The sequence below is a fragment of the Polaromonas sp. genome (assembly GCF_010365105.1).
Classification (GTDB): domain Bacteria; phylum Pseudomonadota; class Gammaproteobacteria; order Burkholderiales; family Burkholderiaceae_C; genus Polaromonas.
The window spans coordinates 66,274-89,685 of sequence record NZ_JAAFGZ010000011.1; the positions used below are offsets into that span (position 1 = coordinate 66,274).

Annotated in this window: 22 protein-coding genes; 16 read left to right on the top strand and 6 right to left on the bottom strand. The window is 62.6% G+C overall.

Features of this window, described 5'->3' with window-relative positions:
* Nucleotides 1-159: 159 nt before the first annotated feature.
* Nucleotides 160-1,218 (bottom strand): extracellular solute-binding protein, encoded by a 1,059-nt coding sequence (locus GZ092_RS09790; protein WP_293636213.1) that lies wholly within the window; start codon nt 1,216-1,218, stop codon nt 160-162.
* Nucleotides 1,219-1,378: 160 nt separating this feature from the next.
* On the opposite strand from GZ092_RS09790, the gene GZ092_RS09795 reads away from it, so the two are divergent.
* A complete protein-coding gene (locus GZ092_RS09795; protein WP_293636253.1) occupies nt 1,379-2,254 on the top strand; it encodes a patatin-like phospholipase family protein in 876 nt (291 codons plus the stop codon).
* A gap of 246 nt (nt 2,255-2,500) precedes the next feature.
* On the opposite strand, the gene GZ092_RS09800 is transcribed toward GZ092_RS09795, so the two are convergent.
* Nucleotides 2,501-3,046 (bottom strand): phasin family protein, encoded by a 546-nt coding sequence (locus tag GZ092_RS09800; RefSeq protein WP_293636254.1) that lies wholly within the window; start codon nt 3,044-3,046, stop codon nt 2,501-2,503.
* 171 nt (nt 3,047-3,217) lie between these two features.
* Here GZ092_RS09800 and GZ092_RS09805 point away from each other — a divergent pair, with 171 nt between their 5' ends.
* The 12 genes from GZ092_RS09805 (at nt 3,218) to GZ092_RS09860 (ending at nt 15,676) form a co-directional block, all read left to right on the top strand.
* A complete protein-coding gene (locus GZ092_RS09805) occupies nt 3,218-4,174 on the top strand; it encodes a histone deacetylase (protein WP_293636214.1) in 957 nt (318 codons plus the stop codon).
* Nucleotides 4,175-4,197: 23 nt separating this feature from the next.
* The gene (locus GZ092_RS09810) at nt 4,198-4,644 is read left to right on the top strand and encodes a thioesterase family protein (RefSeq protein ID WP_293636215.1); all 447 of its coding nucleotides are present in this window, start codon (nt 4,198-4,200) and stop codon (nt 4,642-4,644) included.
* Nucleotides 4,641-5,417, top strand: coding sequence for a nitroreductase (locus tag GZ092_RS09815; protein ID WP_293636216.1), 777 nt, complete (start codon nt 4,641-4,643; stop codon nt 5,415-5,417). Before GZ092_RS09810 ends, GZ092_RS09815 begins: the two co-directional genes overlap by 4 nt.
* Nucleotides 5,418-5,625: 208 nt before the next feature.
* Nucleotides 5,626-7,497, top strand: coding sequence for an ABC transporter permease (locus GZ092_RS09820; RefSeq protein WP_293636217.1), 1,872 nt, complete (start codon nt 5,626-5,628; stop codon nt 7,495-7,497).
* On the top strand, nt 7,497-8,279 hold the full coding sequence (locus GZ092_RS09825; RefSeq protein WP_293636218.1) for an ABC transporter ATP-binding protein: 783 nt from the start codon (nt 7,497-7,499) through the stop codon (nt 8,277-8,279). The genes GZ092_RS09820 and GZ092_RS09825 overlap by 1 nt, the downstream gene beginning before the upstream one ends.
* Nucleotides 8,266-8,913, top strand: coding sequence for an ABC transporter ATP-binding protein (locus GZ092_RS09830; RefSeq protein ID WP_293636219.1), 648 nt, complete (start codon nt 8,266-8,268; stop codon nt 8,911-8,913). Before GZ092_RS09825 ends, GZ092_RS09830 begins: the two co-directional genes overlap by 14 nt.
* A 59-nt stretch (nt 8,914-8,972) precedes the next feature.
* Nucleotides 8,973-9,326 carry an FKBP-type peptidyl-prolyl cis-trans isomerase gene (locus GZ092_RS09835; RefSeq protein ID WP_293636220.1) on the top strand — a complete coding sequence of 118 codons (354 nt, stop codon included), beginning with the start codon at nt 8,973-8,975 and terminating at the stop codon, nt 9,324-9,326.
* An 89-nt stretch (nt 9,327-9,415) separates the two neighbouring features.
* Nucleotides 9,416-10,612, top strand: coding sequence for a nicotinate phosphoribosyltransferase (pncB, locus tag GZ092_RS09840; protein ID WP_293636221.1), 1,197 nt, complete (start codon nt 9,416-9,418; stop codon nt 10,610-10,612).
* A gap of 69 nt (nt 10,613-10,681) precedes the next feature.
* On the top strand, nt 10,682-12,094 hold the full coding sequence (locus tag GZ092_RS09845; RefSeq protein WP_293636222.1) for a sodium:proton antiporter: 1,413 nt from the start codon (nt 10,682-10,684) through the stop codon (nt 12,092-12,094).
* Between the two features lie 17 nt (nt 12,095-12,111).
* Nucleotides 12,112-13,098 carry a D-glycerate dehydrogenase gene (locus GZ092_RS09850; protein ID WP_293636223.1) on the top strand — a complete coding sequence of 329 codons (987 nt, stop codon included), beginning with the start codon at nt 12,112-12,114 and terminating at the stop codon, nt 13,096-13,098.
* 3 nt (nt 13,099-13,101) lie between these two features.
* On the top strand, nt 13,102-14,466 hold the full coding sequence (rmuC, locus tag GZ092_RS09855) for a DNA recombination protein RmuC (protein WP_293636224.1): 1,365 nt from the start codon (nt 13,102-13,104) through the stop codon (nt 14,464-14,466).
* A 13-nt stretch (nt 14,467-14,479) separates the two neighbouring features.
* Entirely contained in the window at nt 14,480-15,676 is a 1,197-nt protein-coding gene (locus tag GZ092_RS09860) for an MFS transporter (RefSeq protein ID WP_293636225.1), read from the top strand.
* Between the two features lie 39 nt (nt 15,677-15,715).
* Here GZ092_RS09860 and GZ092_RS09865 read toward each other — a convergent pair whose 3' ends face one another.
* The 3 genes from GZ092_RS09865 to earP form a co-directional block, all read right to left on the bottom strand.
* A complete protein-coding gene (locus GZ092_RS09865; RefSeq protein WP_293636226.1) occupies nt 15,716-16,579 on the bottom strand; it encodes a TIGR00730 family Rossman fold protein in 864 nt (287 codons plus the stop codon).
* Between the two features lie 179 nt (nt 16,580-16,758).
* Nucleotides 16,759-17,313, bottom strand: coding sequence for an elongation factor P (efp, locus tag GZ092_RS09870; RefSeq protein WP_029525317.1), 555 nt, complete (start codon nt 17,311-17,313; stop codon nt 16,759-16,761).
* A gap of 177 nt (nt 17,314-17,490) precedes the next feature.
* On the bottom strand, nt 17,491-18,618 hold the full coding sequence (gene earP / locus GZ092_RS09875; protein WP_293636227.1) for an elongation factor P maturation arginine rhamnosyltransferase EarP: 1,128 nt from the start codon (nt 18,616-18,618) through the stop codon (nt 17,491-17,493).
* Between the two features lie 43 nt (nt 18,619-18,661).
* Between earP and uvrC the strand changes: the two genes are divergently transcribed.
* From uvrC to GZ092_RS09890, 3 genes are all read left to right on the top strand, one after another.
* Nucleotides 18,662-20,602, top strand: a complete 1,941-nt coding sequence (gene uvrC / locus GZ092_RS09880) for an excinuclease ABC subunit UvrC (protein WP_293636228.1) — start codon at nt 18,662-18,664, stop codon at nt 20,600-20,602.
* 85 nt (nt 20,603-20,687) lie between these two features.
* Nucleotides 20,688-21,254 (top strand): CDP-diacylglycerol--glycerol-3-phosphate 3-phosphatidyltransferase, encoded by a 567-nt coding sequence (pgsA, locus tag GZ092_RS09885; protein WP_293636229.1) that lies wholly within the window; start codon nt 20,688-20,690, stop codon nt 21,252-21,254.
* Nucleotides 21,255-21,316: 62 nt separating this feature from the next.
* Nucleotides 21,317-22,198 carry a DMT family transporter gene (locus GZ092_RS09890; RefSeq protein WP_293636255.1) on the top strand — a complete coding sequence of 294 codons (882 nt, stop codon included), beginning with the start codon at nt 21,317-21,319 and terminating at the stop codon, nt 22,196-22,198.
* On the opposite strand, the gene GZ092_RS09895 is transcribed toward GZ092_RS09890, so the two are convergent.
* A complete protein-coding gene (locus tag GZ092_RS09895) occupies nt 22,179-23,120 on the bottom strand; it encodes a LysR family transcriptional regulator (RefSeq protein ID WP_293636230.1) in 942 nt (313 codons plus the stop codon). The genes GZ092_RS09890 and GZ092_RS09895 overlap by 20 nt on opposite strands.
* Nucleotides 23,121-23,412: the final 292 nt, after the last annotated feature.

Genomic DNA, 23,412 nt, shown 5'->3' on the forward strand with positions numbered 1-23,412 from the left:
TGATGTTGAAAGGTTGAAAAAAGGGAAACGGAAAAAGAAGTTGGTCGAGCAGGTTGACGTTGACGTTAACGTCAATCCAGTCGCCAATTATCGCGCATGAAAAAGCCCGGCCGTCTTTCAACGGCCGGGCCTGCGCTCAAGGGTTGACGAATGATTCGATTATTTGTAACCAACGCGGTCCAGCATCTGCTGCACCTTGACCTGGTTGTAGCCGATGGCGCTGACCGGAATGGTTTCCGACTTGAAGCTGCCGCCCGTCATGGCCTGCAACGCCGGGTTGCTGACCTTCACGGTGGGCACAGCAGGCCATTCGTTGTTGCCGTTGGCAAAGTAGTTTTGCGCATCCGGAGTGGCCAGGTATTCCATGAACTTGATGGCGTTGGCCTCGTGCTTGGCATTCTTTGCCACGGCGGCGCCGGCAATGTTCACATGCGTTCCCCAGGTTTCCTGGTTCGGAAATACGACGCCGACGCGGTCAGCCACCAGTTTGTCTTCGGGTGCGCTGGACCGCATGATGCGCGCCAGGTAATAAGAGTTGGTTAGCGCCACGCCGCATTCACCGCTGGCCACGGCCTTGATCTGGTCGCTGTCGCCGCCCTTCGGGGCGCGCGCCATATTGGCGACCAGGCCCGCAAGCCACTGCTCGGTCTTGGCTTCGCCCATGTGCTCGGTGACGGCTGAAAACAGCGACAGGTTGTAGGGATGTGCGCCCGAACGGGTGCACAGCAGGCCTTTGTTCTTGGGGTCAGCCAGTTCCTCGTAGGTATCGACATCGGCCTTTTTGACCTTGAGCTTGTCATACACCACGACGCGGGCGCGGGTGGAAAAGCCGAACCAGGTCGTACCTTCAGGGCTGGCCTTGGCCCGCAGGTTGACCGGAATGGCCGCTTCAAGCGTGGGCGACTTGATGGGCTTGAACAGGCCCTCGACATCGCCTTTCCAGAGGCGGGCGGCATCGACCAGCAAAATCACGTCGGCAGGCGACGCCGCTCCTTCAGCCTTCAGGCGCGCCAGGATGCCGGCATCGTCGGCATCAACCCGGTTCACCTTGATGCCGGTGGCCTTGGTGAAATTGCTGTAAAGCGCCTCGTCGGTCTGGTAGTGGCGGGCAGAATACAGGTTGACCACCTGCTCCTGGGCACTTGCGCTGCCCGCGGCACCCATCAAGGCAGCGGCAGCAAGGGCAAGTCCGGTAAAAATTGGCGCACTTTTGATCATGTTGAAAATCCTGAAGGCTTGAAAGTTAATGAGTTTAATGCAAATGCGAATTAGTCGCAATATCTTTTCGGCTGAAAAATACAACCTGGACCAGGCGGCTGGTGTGCGCCTGACACGCAGGTTTTCGGCGGGATGGCTGGGAAAACTGCTGCTTCCCCTCATGCTCGTCGCCGGTTGCACCACGGCACCAGTGGTGCCTGTCAAGACCGCTGCGCCCGATTCGGTCACGTTGCCTGCTGTCAGGAAGCCGTTGAAGATCGGCCTGGCGCTGGGCGGCGGCGCGGCGCGCGGCTTTGCCCATGTCGGCGTGATCGCGGTGCTCGAAGAAGCCGGATTGCGGCCGCAGATGGTGGTGGGCACCTCGGCCGGCAGCCTGGTCGCGGCGATTTACGCGACCGGCAAGACCAGCGCGCAGCTGCAGCAGACCGCGCTCGGGATGGAGGAAGTGGCCATCACCGACTGGATGCTGCCGATCATCGGCAAAGGGATGTTTCGCGGCGATGCGCTGGGCCGCTACGTCAACCAGCTGGTCGGCGGCCGCCTGATCGAGAACATGGCGATCCCGCTGGGCATCGTCGCAACCGACCTCAACAGCGGCCAGGCGGTGATGTTTCGCAGCGGCGACACCGGCACGGCAGTACGGGCATCGAGCGCGGTACCGGCGGTGTTCGTGCCGGTCAGGATCAGCGGGCATGAATATGTTGATGGCGGCCTGGTGTCGCCTGTGCCAGTACGCTTTGCCAGGCAAATGGGCGCCGACATCGTGATTGCGGTCGATATTTCAAATCCGCCCGAAAGCAATCCGGCCGAAGGCACCTTGCAGATCCTGCTGCAGACCTTTTCCATCATGGGAAAAAGCATCAATCAGTACGAATTGAAGGAGGCCGATGTGGTGGTGCGGCCTTCGCAAACAGGGCTGAAGAGCGCCGATTTTTCGGCCCGCAAGCTGGCCATTGAATCGGGCAGGGCGGCGATGCTGGCGGCGCTTCCGGCGCTGAAGGCCCGGCTGGCTGCCGGCGTCTCGTCTCACCCCTGAGTCCGCGATTGGATCCACTCATCTTTCGATAGCTGTCCATGCTTGCTGGACGAGCTAGACGGACTGATTTGACCAAAAAAAAACCCAGTCGCGAGACTGGGCTTGAACGGAACCGCGAAACCTGACGTTTCTGCAAGGAACCGAGGAGACAACTGGTCAGGACTGGTCAATTCAGACCAGTCTAACTAAGCGGGCTCAGTGTGCTTTCAAGGTGCGCTGGGCACCCTGAAACACAGGGAATTGAAATTAACGCTTTTTGGAAGCGTTCTTGGTGGCGCTGAGGGCGGACTCGGACACCGAATTGAAGTTGGTTTCGGCCATGTCACCGGCTTGCTTGACGGCTTTTTGGACCGACTCGAAAGCCGTGTTGGCGGCGGTCATGGCGCTTTTCATCATGGTCACTGCGGTTTCGGAACCGGCAGGTGCATTCTGGGTGGAGCTTTCGATCAGGTCGGCGAATTTCTTCTGGGCTTCGGCGGTCTGGCCTTCGAAGGTCTTGCTGATTTCAGCGCCGGCGGACTGGGCGATGTCGTACAGGTGGCGGCTGTAGGCAGCAGTTTTTTCGGCAAGTGGCTGCACCATGCTGGCTTGGAGCGCGAGCAGTTCCTGTGCGTCCTTGACGCCCATGACGGCTTGTGCGTTGTTCGCGGTTTCAGCCAGGGCAGCCTTGGTGGCTTGCACGTTCAGTTCGACCAGTTTTTCAACGCCTTCGAAGGCTTTCTGGGTCAGACCAAACAGGGTTTCGATGTTTGCTTTGTGGGAAGCCATGAGTTGTTCAGCGGTCAGCATAATTAATCTCCAAATGTGTCGTTAAAGGTTGATAGTTGCTTTGCGCTGAATTGCTGCACTGCAACATGGAATTGATTATAGGAGAAACCCGACCTTTTGCAAGCAAATTTTGCTGCAATGCACCAATCTAGATGGGTTACTCTGATTTGATTTGATATTTCAGGATCACGATTCGTGCAAGCCTTCTATGCCGATCACTTTGTCTTGCCGCTGCCTGCCGGACACCGCTTCCCCATGCCCAAGTATCAGCTGCTGCGCGAGCGGCTGGCGGGTGAATTTCCCGAAGTGCGTCTGGGCCAGGCCCCGGCTGCCAGCGATGGTGAACTGGCGTTGGTGCACACGCCTGACTATATAGAGGCCATCGCCCAAGGCACGCTGCCGGCGCCGGCGCAGCGCGAGATCGGCTTTCCCTGGAGCCCGGCGATGGCCGAACGCGCCAGGCGTTCGGCCGGGGCCACCGTGATGGCGGCGCGAATGGCGCTGGGCTTGGGACCGGGTGCCCGGCCCGAGGGCATTGCCGCCAACCTTGCGGGCGGAACCCACCATGCCTATGCGGGCAAGGGCAGCGGATTTTGCGTGTTCAACGACGCGGCCGTGGCCGCGCGGCTGATGCAGGCCGAATGGGCGCGGCGGCACCGCCAGGCGCGCCGGCCGCTGCAGGTCGCAGTGGTTGACCTGGACGTGCACCAGGGCAATGGCACTGCCAGCATCTTTGCCGGTGACGCCAGTGTGTTCACACTGTCGCTGCACGGCGAAAAGAATTTTCCGTTCCGCAAGGAGGCCAGCGACCTTGATGTCGAGTTGGCCGATGGTTGCCTGGACGCGCCTTACCTGCAGGCGCTGGAACACGCGCTGGACGAGTTGGACCATCGCTTCGCGCCCGGCCTTGTCCTGTTCCTGGCCGGTGCCGACCCGTACGAAGGCGACCGCCTGGGACGGCTGAGCCTGAGCTTCGACGGTCTGGAGGCGCGCGACCGGCGGGTATTCGACTGGGCCTGGCAACGGCGGATTCCGCTGGCTTTTTCGATGGCAGGCGGCTATGGCAACAATATTAACGAAACCGTGCAGGTGCAGGTCAACACCTACCGCGTAGCGCTGGAATATTGGCGTCGGTGGAATTCTGCCGGCTGATGCGCTGGCAAAATAGCGTTCCCATGAGCATCGCACCCCGACCCCAGCCCGAATACCGCAGCGACTACCGGGCCTTTCGGGCCATCGGTACCCGCTGGTCGGACAACGACCTCTACGGGCATGTCAACAACGTTGTTTATTACAGCTGGTTCGATACCGCCGTCAACGGCCTGCTGATCGAGCGCGGCGCGCTTGACATCCATGCCGGCAGCGTGATTGGCCTGGTGGTCGAGACGCAATGCAACTATTTTTCGCCGCTGGCGTTTCCCGAACCGGTGGTGGCCGGCATCCGCGTGGCGCATGCCGGCGCGTCCAGCGTGCGCTACGAGGTGGCGCTGTTCCCGGCCGATGACCGCCTGCCGTGCGCGGCCCGGGGCCATTTCATCCATGTGTATGTCGATCGCGCCACGCGCCGGCCGGCAAGTTGTCTGCCGCCTGAATTATTGTCTGTCCTGGAGCTGCTGAAATGAACCCAACCGATTCTTCCGTCCACCCTGTCGTCGCCGGCGATTTTGCGCCCGACGATGCGCCGAGCAGCGCCTGCCAGCCGCCTGTCAATGCGGTCGATCGCGCCATCGAAAGCCGCCAGTCGATGCGCGAGTTCCTGCCGGCTCCCGTACCGCGCGCGCTCATTCTGCATTTGCTTGAACTGGCCTGCCGCGCGCCGTCGGGCACCAACACGCAGCCGTGGAAAGCCTATGTCCTGCAAGGCGCGAGAAAGGACAGCCTGGTTGAAAAGGTCTGCCGCGCCCATGACGCGTTGCGCGACAACCCGGCGCTGGCGGTCGAGTATCAGGAGGAATACGACTATTACCCGGAGAAATGGGTGTCTCCCTATATTGACCGCCGGCGCGAGAACGGCTGGGGGCTGTACGGCCTGCTCGGCATCACCAAGGGCGACAAGGACAAGATGCATGCGCAGCACCAGCGCAACTACCGCTTCTTTGATGCGCCGGTTGGCCTGATGTTCACCCTGGACCGGGTGATGGGCCGGGGCTCGCTGCTGGACTACGGCATGTTCATGCAGAACTTCATGGTGGCTGCGCGAGGCCATGGCCTGCACACCTGCCCGCAGGCGGCCTGGAACGGCTTTGCCAGGATCATCATGCCGCACATCGGCGCAGGAGACGCCGAAATGCTGGTCTGCGGCATGTCTCTGGGTTATGCCGACGAATCGGCGCTGGTCAACACCTTTCGCACGCCGCGCGTGAGCGCAGCAGAATTCACGACCTGGGTGGAGTGATGAGCTCCCACGCTCCCCACTGCGTGCGGTTCGCTGCCCCCCTAGGGGGCCGCTGCGCCTGCGGCCCGGCAAAGCCGGTTCCGCGGCCCCGGCCGGTTTGGAGCGGGCACCGCCGCACACAGCGTTTTGCAAGCTTGACCCATGAGCAGGCTCGTGCCTTGCTTTCTTCTGGTTTGAGCGTGGACGCTCGCTGAAGCATTGCGGCTGCATGACCTTTTCCGTCGTTCAGTTGCTTGGCGGTCTGTCTTACGCGACCACGCTGTTCTTGATGGCGGCGGGGCTGACGCTGATTTTTGGCGTCACGCGGATCGTCAATTTCGCACATGGCAGTTTTTTCATGCTGGGCGCGCTGTTCACCGCGCACTGGGTCACCAACTGGTTTCCGGTGTGGGGCGAAAGTCTGCCGCTTTACCTGCTTGCTATTCTTTTGGGAGCTGCTTGCGCTGCAGTGGCCGGCGGAATTGCCGAATTCCTGCTGTTAAGACGAATGTCGGGCGCGCCCGAGCTGTACCAGCTGGTGGCGACCTTCGGCTTGAGCCTGGCGATGCATGACGCGATGCAGTGGAGTTTCGGGCCGGACGAGGTGTTTGCGCCACGCTTTCCCGGGCTCAAGGGATCGGTGCAGATCGGTGACGAATTTTTTCCGGTGTACCAGTTGGCCATGATCGCGCTGGGGCCGCTGGTCTGGTGGGGTCTGCATATGTTGCTGCGCCGCTCGCTGTTTGGCCAGCGCCTGCGCGCTGCCACGCAGGACCGCGCCATGCTGGCGGCGCTGGGTGTCAACCCCAAACCCTTGATGCTGGGCGCGGTGGTGCTGGGCTGCGCACTGGCCGGCTTGGGCGGCGCGCTGCAACTGCCGCGCGAACCGGCGCATCTGCAGATGGACATGAACGTGATCGTCGAGACCTTCGTGGTCGTGGTCACTGGCGGGCTGGGCAGCATCGGTGGCGCCTTTGTCGCCGCGCTGCTGATCGGTCTGGTGCATGCTTTTGGCACCGCCTGGTTTCCGCAGGCCACGCTGGTGGTGGTATTTTTGACGATGGCGGTCGTGCTGGTGTTCAGACCGCAGGGGCTTATGGGCAGACCGGCCGCGTCGCTGGAACACGGAAGCAACCGGGAGGCCGCGCAGAAGTTTCGCGGCCTGCAGCTGGGGCGTGGCTGGACTTCGGGGGTGGTGCTGGCTTTCGCTGCATTGGCTGCAGTTGCCTGGGCGGGAGGCCCCTACTGGCAGGCACTGGCCGCCGACGGCCTGATCCTGATGATTTTCGGCATCAGCCTGCAGGCCATGATGGCGCTGGGCGGGCTGGTCAGCTTTGGCCATGCGGCATTTTTTGCGCTTGGCGCCTATGGCGCGGCGCTGTCGCACAGCCTCTGGGGCGCATCGCTTCCGGTCGCGCTGGCCGTGGGCTGCGGCGCCGCGCTGGCGGTGGCGGCAGTGTTTGGCGCGGCGGTGGTGCGCAGCAGCGGCGTTTATCTGGCGATGCTGTCGCTGGCGCTGGCGCAGGTGGTCTGGGCCGGTGCGACGCAATGGGTGAGCCTGACCGGCGGCGACAACGGGCTGATCGGCCTGCGGCTGGTGAGCGATGACGGCCGGCCGGTGTTTTATGCGCTGCTGGTGGCGCTCGCCTTGATCGCCGTGTTCGCGCTGCGGTTCCTGAGTCGCTCGGTGATGGGCGCGGCGCTGCAGGCGGTGCGCGATGCACCGCTGCGCGCCGCCGCATCCGGCCTGTCGGTGGGCTGGCTCAAGTACCGGATATTTGTGGAAAGCGCGGTGCTGGCGGGCCTGGCGGGCGGGATGTTCGCGGCGCACAAGGGCGCTGTTTTCCCTTCGCTGGCGGCTGTGTCCACCTCGGTCGATGCGCTGCTGGTGGTGTTGCTTGGTGGCGTACACCAGCTCTGGGGCGCAGTGGTGGGCAGCGTGTTGCTGAGCTATTTGGGCGCAGAACTGGGCCGTGAAGTGACTTACTGGCGCGGCCTGCTGGGGCTGTTCATCATGCTGATCATGGTGGCTTCGCCGTCCGGACTGCTCGGCCTGCTGTCGCGGGCAAGCAGCCAGCGCGCCATCAAGGGGATTCGCTGATGCTGCAGGTGCAAGGTCTGGTGAAGTATTTTGGCGGCATCCATGCGGTCGATGGCGTGAGCTTCGACGTGGCGGCGGGTGAATGCGTGGCGCTGATCGGTCCCAATGGCGCCGGAAAATCGACCTGCTTTGCCTGCATTGCCGGCCAGTATCCGCTGACGGGCGGTGCCATCATATGGAACGGTCAGGCACTGGAAAAACTGGCGCCGGCTGCGCGCCTGCGGCACGGCGTGGCGCGCACCTTTCAGGTGGCGCAGGTCTTTGAAGCGCTGACTGTGCTACAAAATGTGCAGCTGGCTGTGCAGGCCAGTCGTGCGCAAAAGGCCATTTCGGCCTTCAAACTCCTGGACCGGCAGTCGGTCGGGGCGGCCAGGGCGCTGCTGGACCAGGCCGGTCTGCGCGATGTGGCTGGCGAGGACGTGGCCAGCCTGTCCTACGGCGCCAAAAAGCGGCTTGAACTGGCCATTGCGCTGGCCGCCTCGCCCCGGCTGCTGCTGCTCGACGAACCGGCCGCCGGACTGGCCGAAGCAGAGCGCGCCAGCCTGATGCAACTGGTGAAAAAGCTTGCCGGGCAGGGCATGGCCGTGCTTTATACCGAGCACAACATGGATGCGGTGGATGGTGTTGCCGACCGGGTGCTGGTGCTGATCGAAGGCCGGCTGGCAGCGCAGGGATCGTTCGACGAGATTTCCCGCGATGCCGACGTGCGCCGGCTCTACCTGGGCGACGGCCAGGAGGATGCCGGTGACGGCGTGCAGGCCAAGGGAGATGCGCGTGCTTGAAATCGACAGGCTCAGCGCCTTTTACGGCCCGGCCCAAGCCCTGTTCGAGGTGTCGCTTCGCGTGGCGGCCGGCGAGATGGTCGTGTTGCAAGGGCTGAACGGCGCGGGCAAGTCAACGCTGCTCAAGGCGGTGATGGGGCTGGAAGTGCGCACTGAGGGCACGATTCGTTACCAGATGCCGTCGGGTCTGGCGAACGTCGAACGCTGGGAAACCCACCGGCGCGCGCAGGCCGGGCTGGGTTACGTGGCCGAAGACCGTCGGCTGTTCACCGAACTGACGGTGCGCGAAAACCTGCATGTCGCCGCCGGCCGCAATGCCAAGGCACATGAAGCCCGGGCGCTGGACCTGTTTCCGGTCCTTAAAACCCTGCTCAACCGGCCCGCCGCGCAGATGAGCGGTGGCCAGCAGCAGATGCTGGCCATTGCCCGTACTCTGATGACCGGCCCGAAAGTCCTGCTGCTTGACGAGCCCTGCGAAGGCATTGCGCCAGTGCTGGTGGCGTCGATCCGCGATGCCCTGCTGGCCCTCAGGGGCGAAGGCATGGGACTGCTGGTCGTCGAGCAAAATCGCCTGCTGGCCTCGCGCGCCGACCGCTTGCTGTGGCTGGTTGCGGGTAAAGTCAGGGACTCGTGAAATGAGCCCGTTTGGGGGACTCATTCATTTTTCAATTTATCGCTACAAAGGACATTGCCATGACGACGACTACCACCGCTTCGGGACTGCAGTACGAAGACACCGTGCTGGGCACCGGCGCCATTGCCAAGGCCGGCCAATACGTCAAGGTGCATTACACCGGCTGGCTGTACAACGACGGCGTGCAGGGCAAGAAATTCGACTCCAGCAAGGACCGTGGCCAGCCCTTCCAGTTTTCGCTGGGCGCCGGTGAAGTGATTCGCGGCTGGGACGAGGGCGTGCAGGGCATGTCGGTCGGCGGCACGCGTCGCCTGGTCATTCCGGCAGAACTCGGCTACGGCGCGCGCGGTGCAGGCGGCGCGATTCCACCGAACGCCACCTTGCTGTTCGAAGTGGACTTTCTCGGCACCTGATTGCCGCCGGCAACCATAGGCAAGAAGCGCCAGGCCCGGCAGCGGGCCTGGCGCAACGCATTTCGCTCCACGCGGCTTCAGGGTTCACCATGATCATCACCAGCCTGCTCGACACCGACCTGTACAAGTTCACCATGATGCAGGTGGTGTTGCACCAGTTTCCTGCGGCCGAAGTCGAATACAAGTTCAAGTGCCGCAACGCCGGCGCGCCCGGCATCGGCGACCTGTCGTTCTACGTTCACGAGATACGCGAGGAAATCCGCGGGCTGTGCAGCCTGCAGTTCCAGGATGCCGAGCTGGCCTACCTGAAGGCCATGCGCTTTATCAAGAGCGACTTTGTCGATTTTCTGGGCATCTTCCAGCTCAATGAAAAGTATGTCAGCGTCAAGGCCCTGCCTTCGGGCGAGATCGAAGTGGTGATCAAGGGCCCGTGGCTGCACACCATCCTGTTCGAGATTCCGGTGCTGGCCATCATCAACGAGGTCTATTTCCGCAACACCCAAAAGCAGCCCGACCTTGCCGAAGGCCGCAAGCGCCTGGAAACCAAGATCGGACAATTGCAGGTCAGGAGCCTTGCCGACCTCAAGATTGCCGACTACGGCACCCGCCGGCGTTTCAGCAAGGCCTGGCATGAAGAAGTGTTGCGCACGCTGGTCACCCGCCTGGGCACCGGTGCTGAAGGGCAGCTGGCCGGCACCAGCAATGTGCTGTTTGCCATGAAGCTCGGCTTGATCCCGCTGGGCACGATGGCGCATGAATACCTGCAGGCCTGCCAGGCACTGGGGCCGCGGCTGCGCGACAGCCAGGTGTTCGGCTTTGAAATGTGGGCCAAGGAATACCGGGGCGACCTGGGCATTGCGCTGTCGGATGTGTACGGCATGAGCGCCTTCCTGCGCGACTTCGACCTGTACTTTTGCAAGCTGTTCGACGGCGCGCGCCACGACAGCGGCGACCCGTTCCAGTGGGGCGAACGCATGATTGGCCACTATGTGGAAAACCGCGTCGATCCCAAGACCAAGACGCTGATCTTCAGCGACGGGCTCACGGTGCCCCGGACCATCGAGCTGTACCGGCAGTTCCGGGGGCGCTGCCAGCTGGCCTTTGGCATCGGAACCAACCTGACCAACGACCTGGGCTACGAGCCGCTGCAGATTGTCATCAAGATGGTGCGTTGCAATGGCCAGCCGGTGGCCAAGCTGTCGGACACGCCGTCCAAGAACATGTGCGACGACGAGAAATACCTGGCCTACCTGCGTCAGGTGTTCGATGTCGCATCGGTGCGCTGAGCAGACCCCTGACCACTGAACCCGCGCTTTCCGGCCACGGGTATTCGAGCTTTTTAACCGGACCTGTCCATGAAATTTCTTCGCTGCATTGCCGCCTTCGCGCTACTTTGCCTGTCGCCTGGCCTGTCGTTTGCTGCCGCGCTGGATGGCAGCGTGCTGTCGGCGCTGTATGGCGTGCCGTTTGCCGGCCTGCTGCTGTCGATTGCGTTGTTGCCGCTGCTGGCCCCATTCTTCTGGCATCACCATTTCGGCAAGGTGTCGGCCGCCTGGTCGCTGGCTTTTTTGTTGCCCTTCGCCGCGATGTACGGCCCGGGCCTGGCGGCGTTCAGCTTCATGCATGCGCTGCTGGAGGAATACATTCCCTTCATCCTGCTGCTGACGGCGCTGTTCACCGTCGCCGGCGGCATCCATATCCGGGGCAACCTGCATGGCAGTCCGGGGCTGAACACCGCCATCCTGGGCATTGGCGCGGTGCTGGCCAGCTTCATGGGTACCACCGGTGCGTCGATGCTGCTGATCCGGCCCCTGATCCGGGCCAACGACAACCGCGCGCACAAGGCGCATGTGGTGGTGTTCTTCATCTTCATCGTGTCGAACGCGGGCGGCTCGCTGACGCCGCTGGGCGACCCGCCACTGTTCCTGGGCTTCCTCAAGGGCGTGGACTTTTTCTGGACCGTGCAGCACATCTTTCCCGAAACGCTCTTTCTGGTCGGCTCGCTGCTGGCGATCTTCTTTGCGCTGGATTCCTGGTTTTACCGTCGCCGGGGGGAAATGCAGCCGATCGACCCGACGCCCGACACCCGGCGCGTCGGTTTTGATGGCGGCGCGAACTTCTGGCTGCTGGGCGCCATTGCCGGGCTGGTGCTGCTCAGCGGCATCTGGAAGTCGCCCGTGGTGTTCGACATCGCCGGCACCAGCGTCGGCCTGCCCGGCCTGGTGCGCGACGCGGGGCTGGTCGCCATCACCTTTGTTTCGCTGGCCATCACCTCGACCAAGGTGCATGCAGACAACCAGTTTTCCTGGGGACCGATGGTGGAAGTCGCCAAGCTGTTCGCCGGTATTTTCCTGACCATCATCCCGGTGATCGCCATGCTCAAGGCCGGCGCCAATGGCCCTTTCGGTGCGGTGGTGGCCAGCGTGACCCGGCCCGACGGCTCGCCCGACCCGGCGATGTACTTCTGGGCCACCGGCGCGCTCAGTTCATTTCTGGACAATGCGCCGACCTACCTGGTGTTCTTCAACACCGCCAGCGGCGACCCGCAGGCGCTGATGACAACGTTCGCCCCGACGCTTGCGGCCATCTCGGCCGGCGCGGTGTTCATGGGCGCCAACACCTACATTGGCAACGCCCCCAATTTGATGGTCAAGGCCATCGCCGAAGACCGCAACGTGAAAATGCCCAGCTTCTTCGGCTACATGCTGTGGTCGGGCGGTGTCCTGATTCCGCTCTTCGTCATCATGACCTTCCTCTGGTTCAAGTAAAGAAAGCTAGCCTTCCCATGAGCAAACCCAAGATCCTGATTGCCCGCGCTGTTTTTCCTGAAATCATTGCCCGGCTTGAACAGCATTTCGAGGTCGAGTCCAACCAGGACGACCGCATCTGGTCCAAAGCCGATCTGATCGCGCGCTTGCAAGGCAAGGCCGGCGCCTTCACCACCGGCGGCGACCGCATCGACGGCGACGTGCTGGCTGCCTGTCCGGAACTGAAAATCTGCGCCAACATGGCCGTGGGCTACAACAACTTTGACATCAACGCGATGACCGCTGCCGGCGTGCTGGCCACAAATGCGCCTGACGTGCTCACGGAAACCACCGCCGACTTCGGCTTTGCGCTGCTGATGGCCACGGCCCGGCGCATCACCGAAAGCGAACATTTCCTGCGCGCCGGGCAATGGACGAAATGGAGTTACGACATGTTTGCCGGCTCCGACATCCATGGCAGCGTGCTGGGCATTTTGGGCATGGGCCGCATCGGGCAGGGCATCGCCAAGCGCGGCGCGCTTGGCTTTGGCATGAAGGTGATCTACCACAACCGCTCAAGGCTCGACGCCGCGCTCGAAGCCGAATGCCAGGCCCGCTATGTCGGCAAGGAAGAACTCCTCAAGACCGCCGACCATCTGGTGCTGGTGCTGCCGTATTCACCGGCTTCGCACCACGCCATCGGCGCCGCCGAACTCGCGCTGATGAAGCAGACCGCGACGCTGGTCAACATTGCACGCGGCGGCATTGTCGATGACGTGGCACTGGCAGCGGCCTTGCGCAACAAGACCATTGCAGCGGCGGGCCTCGATGTATTCGAGGGCGAGCCGTCGGTGCATCCCGACCTGCTGACCGTGCCGAATGTGGTGCTGACGCCGCACATCGCCAGCGCCACGCTGCCGACGCGCCTGGCCATGGCCAGCCTGGCGGCCGATAACCTGATTGCTTTTTTTACAGGAAAAAAGCCTCTCACGCCCTTGAATCCTGAAGTGACAGCTATCAAATAAAGAGTGACTTATTCCCTTGAATTCTGGCTGGCGGCGGCGCTGCTGCTGGCCAACCTGCTGCTGCTGGTCTGGCTGCTTGTGCGCAAGCCGGCGCCCGTTCCTGTTTCTGCCGAAGGCCATGCCGAACTGCTCAACGGGTTTGCCGACATCAACGACCGTCTGGAGCGCGAACTGCGCCGCGAAATCAACGACAGCTCGCGCGGCAGCCGCCAGGAACTGGCCTCGACGCTGGCCACCTTCCAGCAAACGCTGGTGCAGCAAAGCGCCGAAGCCACGCGCACGCAGAACACCCAGATCGATGCCTTTTCCCGCCAGCTCAGCGTGCTCCAGCAAAGCCTGTCCGACACGTTGACGACCCAGTTGCAGTCGGTCAGTGAATCGAATGCCCGTCGCATGGGCGAGGTGCGTGAAACGCTGGCGCACCAGCTGGCGCAGCTGCAGCAGACCAATTCAGCCAAGCTCGATGAAATGCGCCGAACCGTCGATGAAAAACTGCAGAACACGCTGGAAGCGCGGCTGGGCCAGAGCTTCAAGCAGGTTGCCGACCGGCTCGAACAGGTGCACAAGGGGCTGGGTGAAATGCAGACGCTGGCGCAGGGCGTGGGCGACCTCAAGCATTTGCTGACGAATGTGAAGACGCGCGGCATTTTTGGCGAAGCCCAGCTGGCCGCGCTGCTGGAGCAGGTGTTCACCGTGGAGCAGTACGCCGCGCAGGTCGTGACCCGGCGCGGCGGCAAGAACCCGGTCGATTTCGCCATCAAGCTGCCGGGCCGGTCCGATTCGGGCGAGCCGCTGTGGCTGCCCATCGATGCGAAGTTTCCGAACGAAGATTACGAACGCCTGCTCGATGCGCAGCAGCGCGCTGACGGGCCGGGCGCCGAGAGTGCCGGCAAGGCGCTGGAAATGCGCATCCGGCTTGAGGCGAAATCAATCTCTGAAAAATACATCGAGCCGCCCTACACCACCGACTTTGCCATTTTGTTTTTGCCGACCGAGGGCCTGTATGCCGAGGTGCTGCGCCGTCCGGGCCTGATCGAATGCCTGCAGCGCGAGCACCGCATCACGCTGGCCGGCCCGACCACACTGCTGGCCATGCTCAACTCCCTGCAAATGGGCTTTCGCACGCTGGCGCTGGAGAAGCGTTCCAGCGAAGTCTGGCAGGTGCTGGGGGCGGTCAAGACCGAGTTCGGCAAGTTCGGCGACGTGCTGGCCAAGGTCAAGTCGCAGACCGAAACCGTCCTCAACACGCTCAGCAGCGCCGAGCAGCGCAGCCGGGTCATGGGCAAGGCGTTGCGCAATGTCGAGGCCCTGCCTGACTCGGAAGCGGTCCGGCTGATTCCGCTGGACAAGGAACTGGAGCCGGAGTGAGCGCCGCCGCCGCATGACGCCCGAACTGGCCCGACTGATCCTGGCGCAGGTCTGTCTGCACGCCTGCATGGCCGGCACGCGCATGTCAGCGCCCCTGCTGGCGCTTCGCGAAGGCTACAGCCCCGCGGCCGTGGGCGTGCTGCTGGCGCTGTTTGCCCTGACGCAGGTGTTTCTGGCGCTGCCGGCAGGCCGCTTTGCCGACCGGCATGGCCTGCGGCGCCCGGTCAGCTACGGCGTTCTTGCCGCCATGGCCGGGGCGGGCGCTGCCGTCGCTTTCCCGGTGTTTCCGGTGCTGTGCCTGGCCGCGCTGCTGACGGGTGGCGCCACTGGCGTGGCCACCATTGCCCTGCAGCGCCATGTGGGGCGGGCGGCGGGTGGCGTTCTGCAACTGCGCAAGGTGTTCAGCTGGCTGGCGATCGGCCCGGCCATCTCCAATTTTGTCGGCCCGTTTTCCGCCGGACTGCTGATCGACCATGCCGGCACGTCACCGGGCAGCCTGACGGGTTACCGGGCAGCGTTTTTCCTGATGGCGCTGCTGCCGCTCGTTACCTGGTTCCTGGTACGCCAAACCCGTGAACTGCCTGCCTTGCTGGCTGCAAGCGATGGCACACGGCCCAAGGCATGGGATTTGCTGCGCGATCCGATGTTTCGTCGCCTGATGTGCGTGAACTGGTTGTTGTCATCGTGCTGGGATGTGCACACCTTCGTCGTGCCGGTGCTGGGCTTCGAGCGCGGCATCAGCGCCTCGGTGATCGGCACGATCCTGGGCGCTTTTGCGCTGGCCGCCGCCGCCATTCGCCTGCTGATGCCATGGCTGGCCGCGCACCTGAAGGAATGGAAGGTGCTGGCCACTTCGATGCTGGCAACGGCCTTGCTGTTTGGAATTTATCCCTTCACACGCTCGGCGCTCGGCATGGGGATGTGCTCGGTGCTGCTGGGTTTTTCGCTGGGCATGGTGCAGCCCATGATCATGAGCATGCTGCACCAGATCACGCCCGAGGCGCGGCATGGGGAGGCCCTGGGCCTGCGGCTGATGGCCATCAACGCTTCCAGCGTGCTGATGCCGATGCTGTTCGGATCGGCCGGTGCACTGGTCGGCATTGCCGGCGTGTTCTGGGCGACAGGCGCCGTGGTGGGCCTGGGCTCGCGCCTGGCCTGGCTGCTCAGGGACAGCATCGCCGCTGCACCGCATGGCAAAACGCCAGGCTGATGCCCGGCTGCCGCCGTTTCTGCCAGCGGGGCAGGGAACTCAAAGTTCGTAAAAGTTCTTGATCGTGTCCCAGGCGGCCTGCGGCTCATCGACATACTGGATAAGGTCCAGGTCCTGCGGTGAAATCGAGCCTTCCTCGATCATCACGTCGAAGTTGAACAGCCGTTTCCAGTATTCAGTGCCAAAAAGAATGATCGGCACGGGCTTGGCCTTCTTGGTCTGCACCAGCGTGATGACCTCGAACAGCTCGTCGAGTGTTCCGAAACCGCCGGGAAAAGCCACCAGTGCCTTGGCACGCATCATGAAATGCATCTTGCGCAAGGCAAAGTAGTGGAACTTGAAGTTCAGTGATGGCGAAACATACGGGTTCGAGCCTTGCTCGTGCGGCAGCACGATGTTCAGGCCGACGGTCAGCGCGCCCATTTCCTGCGCGCCGCGGTTGGCCGCTTCCATGATGCCGGGACCGCCGCCAGTGCAGATGAACAACTGCTCGGCCGACGGACGCGGGTTGCTGTAGCCCGCCACGATGCGTGCAAACAGGCGCGCCTGGTCGTAATACCCGGCATTGCGCATGTGGCGCTGGGCCAGTGCCAGCGCGGCTTCGTCATCGCCTTGCTCGGCCAGGACGAGCGCTGCCTGGGCTTGCTCAGGCGCCGGAAAGCGCGCACTGCCGAACACCACGATGGTATTTTCAATGCCCTGGGCCTGCTGGTCGATTTCGGGCTTGAGCATTTCAAGCTGGATGCGGATGGCGCGGGTTTCGCGCCGCAGCAGGAATTCCGGATCGGCAAAGGCCAGACGGTTGGCGTCGGGCCGCAGCGGCGCGCTGTCAGTGGATAGGGAATGCAGTTCAGCCCAGGCATTGGCCAGCCGGTCTTCGGATAAGTCTTGTGTTTGTTCCATGGGCTTGGGTTTCGGTGAGGCGTGAACCGGGTGGTTGACCACCCGGTCACGCGTTAGGCAAGGTAAGGAAAGCGACGGGTAACGCAACCATCATAAAGACGGTTTGTGTCGCGCTTGGTGCGGGGAAATAAAAAAAGGCTCCCAATGGGAGCCTTTTGGCGGGGCAGGATGATGCCGGATCAGACACGCTTGCGGTATTCGCCGGTACGGGTGTCGATTTCAACCACGTCCCCCTGGGCCACGAAGATTGGCACGCCGATTTCAAAACCGGTGGCCAGCTTGGCCGGCTTGAGCACCTTGCCGGACGTGTCGCCCTTGACGGCGGGCTCGGTCCAGGTGATCTCGCGCTGCACGCTGGTGGGCACTTCGACCGAAATCGCCTTGCCGTCATAGAAAACGACTTCGAGTTCCATGCCGTCTTGCAGGTAGTTCAGCGAGTCGCCCATGTTTTCGGCTTCGACTTCGTACTGGTTGTAATCGGCGTCCATGCAGATGTACATCGGGTCGGCAAAGTAGGAATAGGTGCATTCCTTCTTGTCCAGGAAAACCTGGTCGAGCTTGTCGTCGGCCTTGAAGACCTGCTCGGTGTTGAAGCTGGCAATCAGGCTTTTCAGCTTCATGCGCACGGTGGCGGAGTTGCGCCCGCCGCGGCTGTATTCGGTTTTCAGCACGACCATCGGGTCCTTGCCGTGCATGATGACGTTACCGACGCGGATTTCTTGAGCGATTTTCATAGCAATTTCAGTGTGTTGGACCGCTGACCCTGTGCGGCTGTGGTGCAGGTTCTGCGGCGGGTTATAAGACCAAAACCAGGACCGGTTACGGGGGCAGTGACAGCACCAGTGACAGGGCCGGTTTTCAGGCCATTCATGCGTCTTGCCTCAACAGGCCGGACCGCAAAACGCATGATTTTAGCGGTTTTTTGCCACAAAGCTAAGCAGCTTGGTGCACAGGTCGTTCTGGTGCATCAAGCGCTCGCGGGCGCTCCGAACGCAGGCTTGCCAGTCCTGCAGGTCGCGCCGCCCGTCAAGTGCCGCTTCATCACCGGCACCCACCCGGTTCCACGCCTGGTGAAAGCGGCGCAGCGAAGGCGGCGCTTCAAGCAGGTCGAGAAAGGCGTCCAGCTTGGCCAGGTGCGCTGCATCGTCCTGCGGATAGATTTGCCAGACCAGCGGTTTGCCGGCCCAGAGGGCGCGCACCAGCGAGTCCTCGCCGCGCACGAAATTCAGGTCGCAGGCCCACAGGAGATGGTCGAATTCATTCTGGGTCAACTGCGGCAGATATGAAATTGATAGCTGCTTGTGCCCGCTGGTATTGCGCAACAGACCTGTTTTGTCATTAAAAGTGGCTTGAACGGCATGGCTTGCCCGGCCGGCCGCAACGAGCAGGTGCACCGGCTCGCCGTCCAGGCCGTGCTGATCCATCTGCTTCAGCAGGCCTGGCAGCGCGCCGGGTTCGTAACAGAACAGCGAAACCAGCCTTTCCCCCCTGAACGCAATGCCTTGCGCGGCCAGCCAGGCCTGCCGGTCAAAGCGGGCCTGCCGGTCGGCCAGTCCGGGCTCGCGCAACAGGCCGCCGGTGGCTGCTGTAAAGCCCGGGTAGAAAAACCATTTGTTCCAGCCCGCCGCCGGGCCGCGCTGGACCCGCGAGGGCAGGGCATGGCAACGCTCGACATACGCCTCAGCAGACAGGTATTCCAGGTTAATCCATACGGGTTTCAGGCCGTTTGCGCTTTGCTGGTCTGCACAAGCAGCTATGAATTCAGGATCTGCATCACATCCGAACGCTTCGATCAGCACATCGCAGGGCTGCGAGGCCAAATCCGCAGCCTGGAGGTCGAAAGGCTGTGTCCAGGCAACAACCTGAACATTGTCGCAACCGCCAGGCGCCATCCATTGCAGCGCGCCAGCGTCGTCCACCCACAGGCGCACCCGGTGGCCGCGCGTCGCCAGGTCGGCCGCCAGACGCCAGCACACGCCAATGTCCCCGTAGTTGTCGATGACTTTGCAAAAAATGTCCCATTGCAGGCGGTGATTCATGAAAGGATTGTCCACAATACGGCCATCCCGCAACCTTGACACCATGACCCCAACCCACGAATTCGACCCCCAACTGCTCAGCGAAGTGGCGGCACTGCCGCCCTTGCCAGGCGTTTACCGCTATTTCGATGAGCAGGGCAGCGTGCTCTATGTCGGCAAGGCGCGCAACCTGAAAAAGCGCGTCACCAGCTATTTCCAGAAAAACCATGGCGGCACCCGGATCGGCCACATGATCACTAAGATCGTGCGCATGGAAACCACGGTGGTGCGCTCCGAGGCCGAGGCGCTGCTGCTGGAAAACAACCTGATCAAGACGCTCCACCCGAAGTACAACATCCTGTTCCGGGACGACAAGAGCTATCCATACCTGAAGCTGACCGCAGCCCAGCCGCGGCCCGAGGGTGGCGCGCCTTCAGCCATCGCCTTTCCGCGCATTGCCTACTACCGGGGCGCGGTCGAGAAAAAGCACCGTTATTTCGGCCCTTATCCCAGCGCGTGGGCCGTCAAGGACACCATTCTTTTGCTGCAAAAGGTGTTCAGGCTGCGCACTTGTGAAGACACGGTGTTCAACAACCGCACGCGGCCCTGCCTGCTGTACCAGATCAAGCGCTGTTCGGCGCCGTGCGTGGGTCATCTGTCGGCCGAGCAGTACGCGCTGGACACGGCGAATGCCGAGCGGTTCCTGCAGGGCCAGACGCAGGAAATCCTGGGTGAGCTGGAAAAGAAAATGCTGGTGCATTCGGACCGGCTGGAGTTTGAGCAGGCCGCCGAGTTGCGCAACCAGATGTCGGCCCTGTCGAAAATCCTGCACCAGCAGTCGATGGAAATTGGCGGTGACAAAGATGTGGACATCCTGGCGGTGAAAGTGCAGGGCGGCAAGGCCTGCGTCAACCTGGCGATGGTGCGCGGTGGCCGGCATCTGGGCGACCGGCCGTATTTTCCGACGCATGTGGAGCATGCCGCCGACGTGGCTGCGCTGGATGCCGAGCCCGATTCGCCAGCGGTTGCGCTGAAGGAAAAATCGCTGGAGGCACTGGTGTTGGAGGCCTTCATTGCCCAGCACTACATCGATGTGCCGGTGCCGCCCACGCTGGTGGTCAGCGAGCCGGTGGACAAGGAGTTGATGGCTGCGCTGGCCGACCAGACCGGCAGCCGCGTCGCCGCGATTCACCAGCCACGCGAGCAGCGCCGCGTGTGGCTGGAAATGGCGCAGACAAATGCCGGCCTGCAACTGGCGCGGCTGCTGGCCGAGCAGGGCTCGCAACAGGCCCGCACCCGGGCACTGGCCGAAGCGCTGGAATTGCCGATGGACAACCTGGACGCGCTGCGCATCGAGTGCTTTGACATTTCGCACACGGCGGGCGAGGCGACCCAGGCGTCGTGCGTGGTCTTCAAGGAACACAAGATGCAGAACAGCGAATACCGCCGCTACAACATCGAAGGCATCACCCCCGGCGACGACTATGCCGCCATGCGCCAGGTGCTCACGCGGCGCTACAGCAAGCTGGCCGAGGCAGCGCGCAATGGCGAGGCCATGCTGCCCGACCTGGTGCTGGTCGACGGCGGCAAGGGCCAGGTCTCGATGGCGCGCGAGGTGTTTGTCGAACTCGGGCTGGACCTGGGGTTGATCGCCGGCGTTGAAAAAGGCGAGGGCCGCAAGGTCGGGCTGGAAGAGCTGGTGTTTGCCGACGGCCGGGAAAAGGTTTACCTGGGCCGCGACTCGGCAGCACTGATGCTGATCGCCCAGATTCGCGACGAGGCGCACCGCTTCGCCATCACCGGCATGCGCGCCAAGCGGGCCAAGGTGCGGGTGGGCGGCAGCCGGCTCGAAGACATTGCCGGCATTGGTCCGAAAAAGCGCGCCAGCCTGCTGCAGCGCTTTGGCGGCGTGCGCGGCATCGCCTCGGCCAGCGTCGAGGACATCGCCATGGTCGATGGCATTTCCACCGAACTGGCCGAGGAAATCTACCGGGCGCTGCATTGACGGCGCAACGCGGCGCTGCTTGTCGCGCACAGGACGGCCGCATCGCTTACGCAGCCGGTCTGCCGCTCATGCCAAAATCGGTGCCATGTTCCTGACCATCCCCACCATAATGACCTGGACTCGCATCATCGCGATTCCGCTGATCGTGGGAGTCTTTTACCTGAACATTCCTGCGGCTGAACGCAACCTGATCGCCACGGTGATGTTCGTCGTGTTTGCCGCCACCGACTGGCTTGACGGTTATCTGGCACGCAAGCTGAACCAGACATCGTCGTTTGGTGCTTTCCTGGACCCGGTGGCCGACAAGTTCCTGGTCTGCGCTTCGCTGCTGGTACTGGTGCATCTACAACGGGCCGATGTATTCGTGGCGCTCATCATCATCGGCCGCGAGATCGCCATTTCTGCGCTGCGCGAATGGATGGCACAGATCGGCGCCTCGCGCAGCGTGGCGGTTCACATGCTCGGCAAAGTCAAGACGACAGTGCAGATGATCGCGATTCCTTTCCTGCTTTACGACGGCCGCCTGTTCGGCATCATCAACACCCCCGTCTGGGGAACCTGGCTGATCTGGCTGTCCGCCATCCTGACGGTCTGGTCGATGGCCTATTACCTGCAAAAAGCGATTCCTGAAATTCGCGCTCGGGCCAAATGAATGTTTCCTGACGCAAGCCGGTTGTGAGTCTTTCGCCGCCCTCCAGTCCCCTGATCCGGGCCATGCCCGCCGTGTTTGTGCTGATCTGGAGCACCGGCTTCATCGTGGCCAAGTTCGGCCTGCCGTACGCGCCGCCGCTGACCTTTCTGGTGCTGCGCTATGCGTTTTCCATTGCCTGCTTTTTGATCTGGATCGGTTTCAGCCGCGCCCGCTGGCCGCGCGCGCGCCAGCAGTGGCTGCACCTGGCTTTGAGCGGTGTGCTGATGCATGCCGGCTACCTCGGTGGGGTCTGGGTCGCGGTGAAAAGCGGCATGGGCTCTGGCTTGGCGGCATTGATCGTTGGACTGCAGCCGGTGCTGACTGCGCTGTGGCTTTCATGGGCCAGCGCATCGGGTTCTTCCACAGCGACAAAAACGCAGGTCACGCCCCGCCAGTGGGCCGGGCTGGCTTTGGGGCTGGGCGGCTTGCTGCTGGTGGTGGCGCGCAAATTCGGCAGCGGCAGCGAAGTGACCGCGCTCACGCTGGGCTGTACGGTATTTGCCTTGGGTTGCATTACCGTGGGAACCCTGTACCAGAAGCATTTTGTCCAGCCGACCGACGTGCGCACCGCCAATGCTATACAACTGGCCGCCGCCTTGCTGGTCACGCTGCCGTTTTCCTTCCTGGAAACCGAGGCGATTGTCTGGAATGCTGAATTCATCGGCGCCATGGCCTGGGCGGTGCTGGCGCTGACGCTGGGCGGCAGTTCGCTGCTGTACCTGCTGATCCAGCGCGGCGCGGCCACGGCGGTCACCAGCCTGCTTTACCTGGTGCCGCCCACCACGGCCGTGATGGCCTGGTTATTGTTTGGAGAAGCCATCACGCTGGCGACCGTGGCAGGCACGGCGCTCACAGCCCTGGGCGTCAGCCTGGTGGTGCGGCCCGCTAAGCCGCAGGCTGCGTAATTTTCCAGGGCTCGTCCTGGAATTGCATGACCAGAAAGTCGATCAGCAGCCGGATGCGGCGGGGCGAATCCGTGCGATAAGGTGCCAGCCAGTGGATGTCGGCATCCGGCATTGCATAGCAATCCAGCACCCGCACCAGCTGGCCAGAAGCCAGCCAGGGTTCGATATCCCACAGGCTGCGCAGCATGATGCCGCGCCCGTCCAGGCACCAGTCACGCACAAGTTCTCCGGAATTGCTAGACAACGGACCGCGCACCCTGACCTGTTCGTGTGTTTTGCTGTTGCCTTTGTGCAGCGTCCAGGTGCCGAAGCTTTGGCTCTGTGCAGGGGCGTTTTCACGCACGATCAGGCAGGCATGGTCATGCAATGCATTCAACGTCAACGGTTCACCCTGCAGCCGGAGGTATTCGGGCGACGCTACCAATACGCGCTGGTTGCGCGCCAGCCGGCGTGACACCCATTGGGCCGCCTGCCTGCCTTGGACCTGCCACAGCCAGATGGCGCCATCAAATCCTTCGCTTGCAAGGTCAGGCAATTGCTCGGTGAGCTGCAGCTGGATGTCGATGCGCGGATAGAGTTCCTGGAACAGGGCCAGCGCCGGCCCCAGCCACAGGCGTCCAAAGCCAAAGGTCGCGGCCAGCCGTATCAAGCCACAAGGCTCGGCCTTGCGCTCCTGAAGCTCGGCCTCAAGCGCGTCGAAGCCCTGCAGCAACGCCAAGGCCCGTTCATAGACGGTTTCGCCCTCTGCCGTGGGGCTGACACGCCGGGTGGTCCGCTGGAACAGCCGCTGTCCCAGCCGTGCCTCCAGTGCCGCTAGCCGCTTGGTGACGACAGGCGGCGCCAGATTCAGGCTGCGCGCGGCTGCGGCCATATTGCCATGGTCGCGTACCGCCACTACCAGTTCCAGATCGCTGCGTTCCATTGTTGCCTCAATAGAAATTATTTGTTGCCAAATTATTGCTTGAACCATCTATTTTATTGCGACAAAATCCTGCCAGGTTGTGGCGCATGCAATCTGCTTAAAACGGATAAAAATTTAGGCTTATCCATGTTTGAAGGCTTCGTTTCCAGTGACGTCTACAGTCCCGCCAAAATCCTGCACAGCTGTGGCGGGAACGCGTCAGCGATCTATCCGGCGCAAGCGTTGCGTGCGGATACCACATGGTGGAAGAGGCCCCGGAGCAAGTGCTGGCGCAGGCACTCGAATTTTTCAA

What these genes read in the sequence shown, in the direction of transcription:
- GZ092_RS09790 (WP_293636213.1), bottom strand. Translation starts at nt 1,218, where the DNA reads ATGATCAAAAGTGCGCCAATTTTTACCGGACTTGCCCTTGCTGCCGCT.
- GZ092_RS09795 (WP_293636253.1), top strand. Translation starts at nt 1,379, where the DNA reads ATGCTCGTCGCCGGTTGCACCACGGCACCAGTGGTGCCTGTCAAGACC.
- GZ092_RS09810 (WP_293636215.1), top strand. Translation starts at nt 4,198, where the DNA reads ATGAGCATCGCACCCCGACCCCAGCCCGAATACCGCAGCGACTACCGG.
- GZ092_RS09815 (WP_293636216.1), top strand. Translation starts at nt 4,641, where the DNA reads ATGAACCCAACCGATTCTTCCGTCCACCCTGTCGTCGCCGGCGATTTT.
- GZ092_RS09820 (WP_293636217.1), top strand. Translation starts at nt 5,626, where the DNA reads ATGACCTTTTCCGTCGTTCAGTTGCTTGGCGGTCTGTCTTACGCGACC.
- GZ092_RS09825 (WP_293636218.1), top strand. Translation starts at nt 7,497, where the DNA reads ATGCTGCAGGTGCAAGGTCTGGTGAAGTATTTTGGCGGCATCCATGCG.
- GZ092_RS09830 (WP_293636219.1), top strand. Translation starts at nt 8,266, where the DNA reads ATGCGCGTGCTTGAAATCGACAGGCTCAGCGCCTTTTACGGCCCGGCC.
- GZ092_RS09835 (WP_293636220.1), top strand. Translation starts at nt 8,973, where the DNA reads ATGACGACGACTACCACCGCTTCGGGACTGCAGTACGAAGACACCGTG.
- pncB (WP_293636221.1), top strand. Translation starts at nt 9,416, where the DNA reads ATGATCATCACCAGCCTGCTCGACACCGACCTGTACAAGTTCACCATG.
- GZ092_RS09845 (WP_293636222.1), top strand. Translation starts at nt 10,682, where the DNA reads ATGAAATTTCTTCGCTGCATTGCCGCCTTCGCGCTACTTTGCCTGTCG.
- GZ092_RS09850 (WP_293636223.1), top strand. Translation starts at nt 12,112, where the DNA reads ATGAGCAAACCCAAGATCCTGATTGCCCGCGCTGTTTTTCCTGAAATC.
- GZ092_RS09860 (WP_293636225.1), top strand. Translation starts at nt 14,480, where the DNA reads ATGACGCCCGAACTGGCCCGACTGATCCTGGCGCAGGTCTGTCTGCAC.
- GZ092_RS09865 (WP_293636226.1), bottom strand. Translation starts at nt 16,579, where the DNA reads ATGGAACAAACACAAGACTTATCCGAAGACCGGCTGGCCAATGCCTGG.
- efp (WP_029525317.1), bottom strand. Translation starts at nt 17,313, where the DNA reads ATGAAAATCGCTCAAGAAATCCGCGTCGGTAACGTCATCATGCACGGC.
- earP (WP_293636227.1), bottom strand. Translation starts at nt 18,618, where the DNA reads ATGAATCACCGCCTGCAATGGGACATTTTTTGCAAAGTCATCGACAAC.
- uvrC (WP_293636228.1), top strand. Translation starts at nt 18,662, where the DNA reads ATGACCCCAACCCACGAATTCGACCCCCAACTGCTCAGCGAAGTGGCG.
- pgsA (WP_293636229.1), top strand. Translation starts at nt 20,688, where the DNA reads ATGTTCCTGACCATCCCCACCATAATGACCTGGACTCGCATCATCGCG.
- GZ092_RS09890 (WP_293636255.1), top strand. Translation starts at nt 21,317, where the DNA reads ATGCCCGCCGTGTTTGTGCTGATCTGGAGCACCGGCTTCATCGTGGCC.
- GZ092_RS09895 (WP_293636230.1), bottom strand. Translation starts at nt 23,120, where the DNA reads ATGGAACGCAGCGATCTGGAACTGGTAGTGGCGGTACGCGACCATGGC.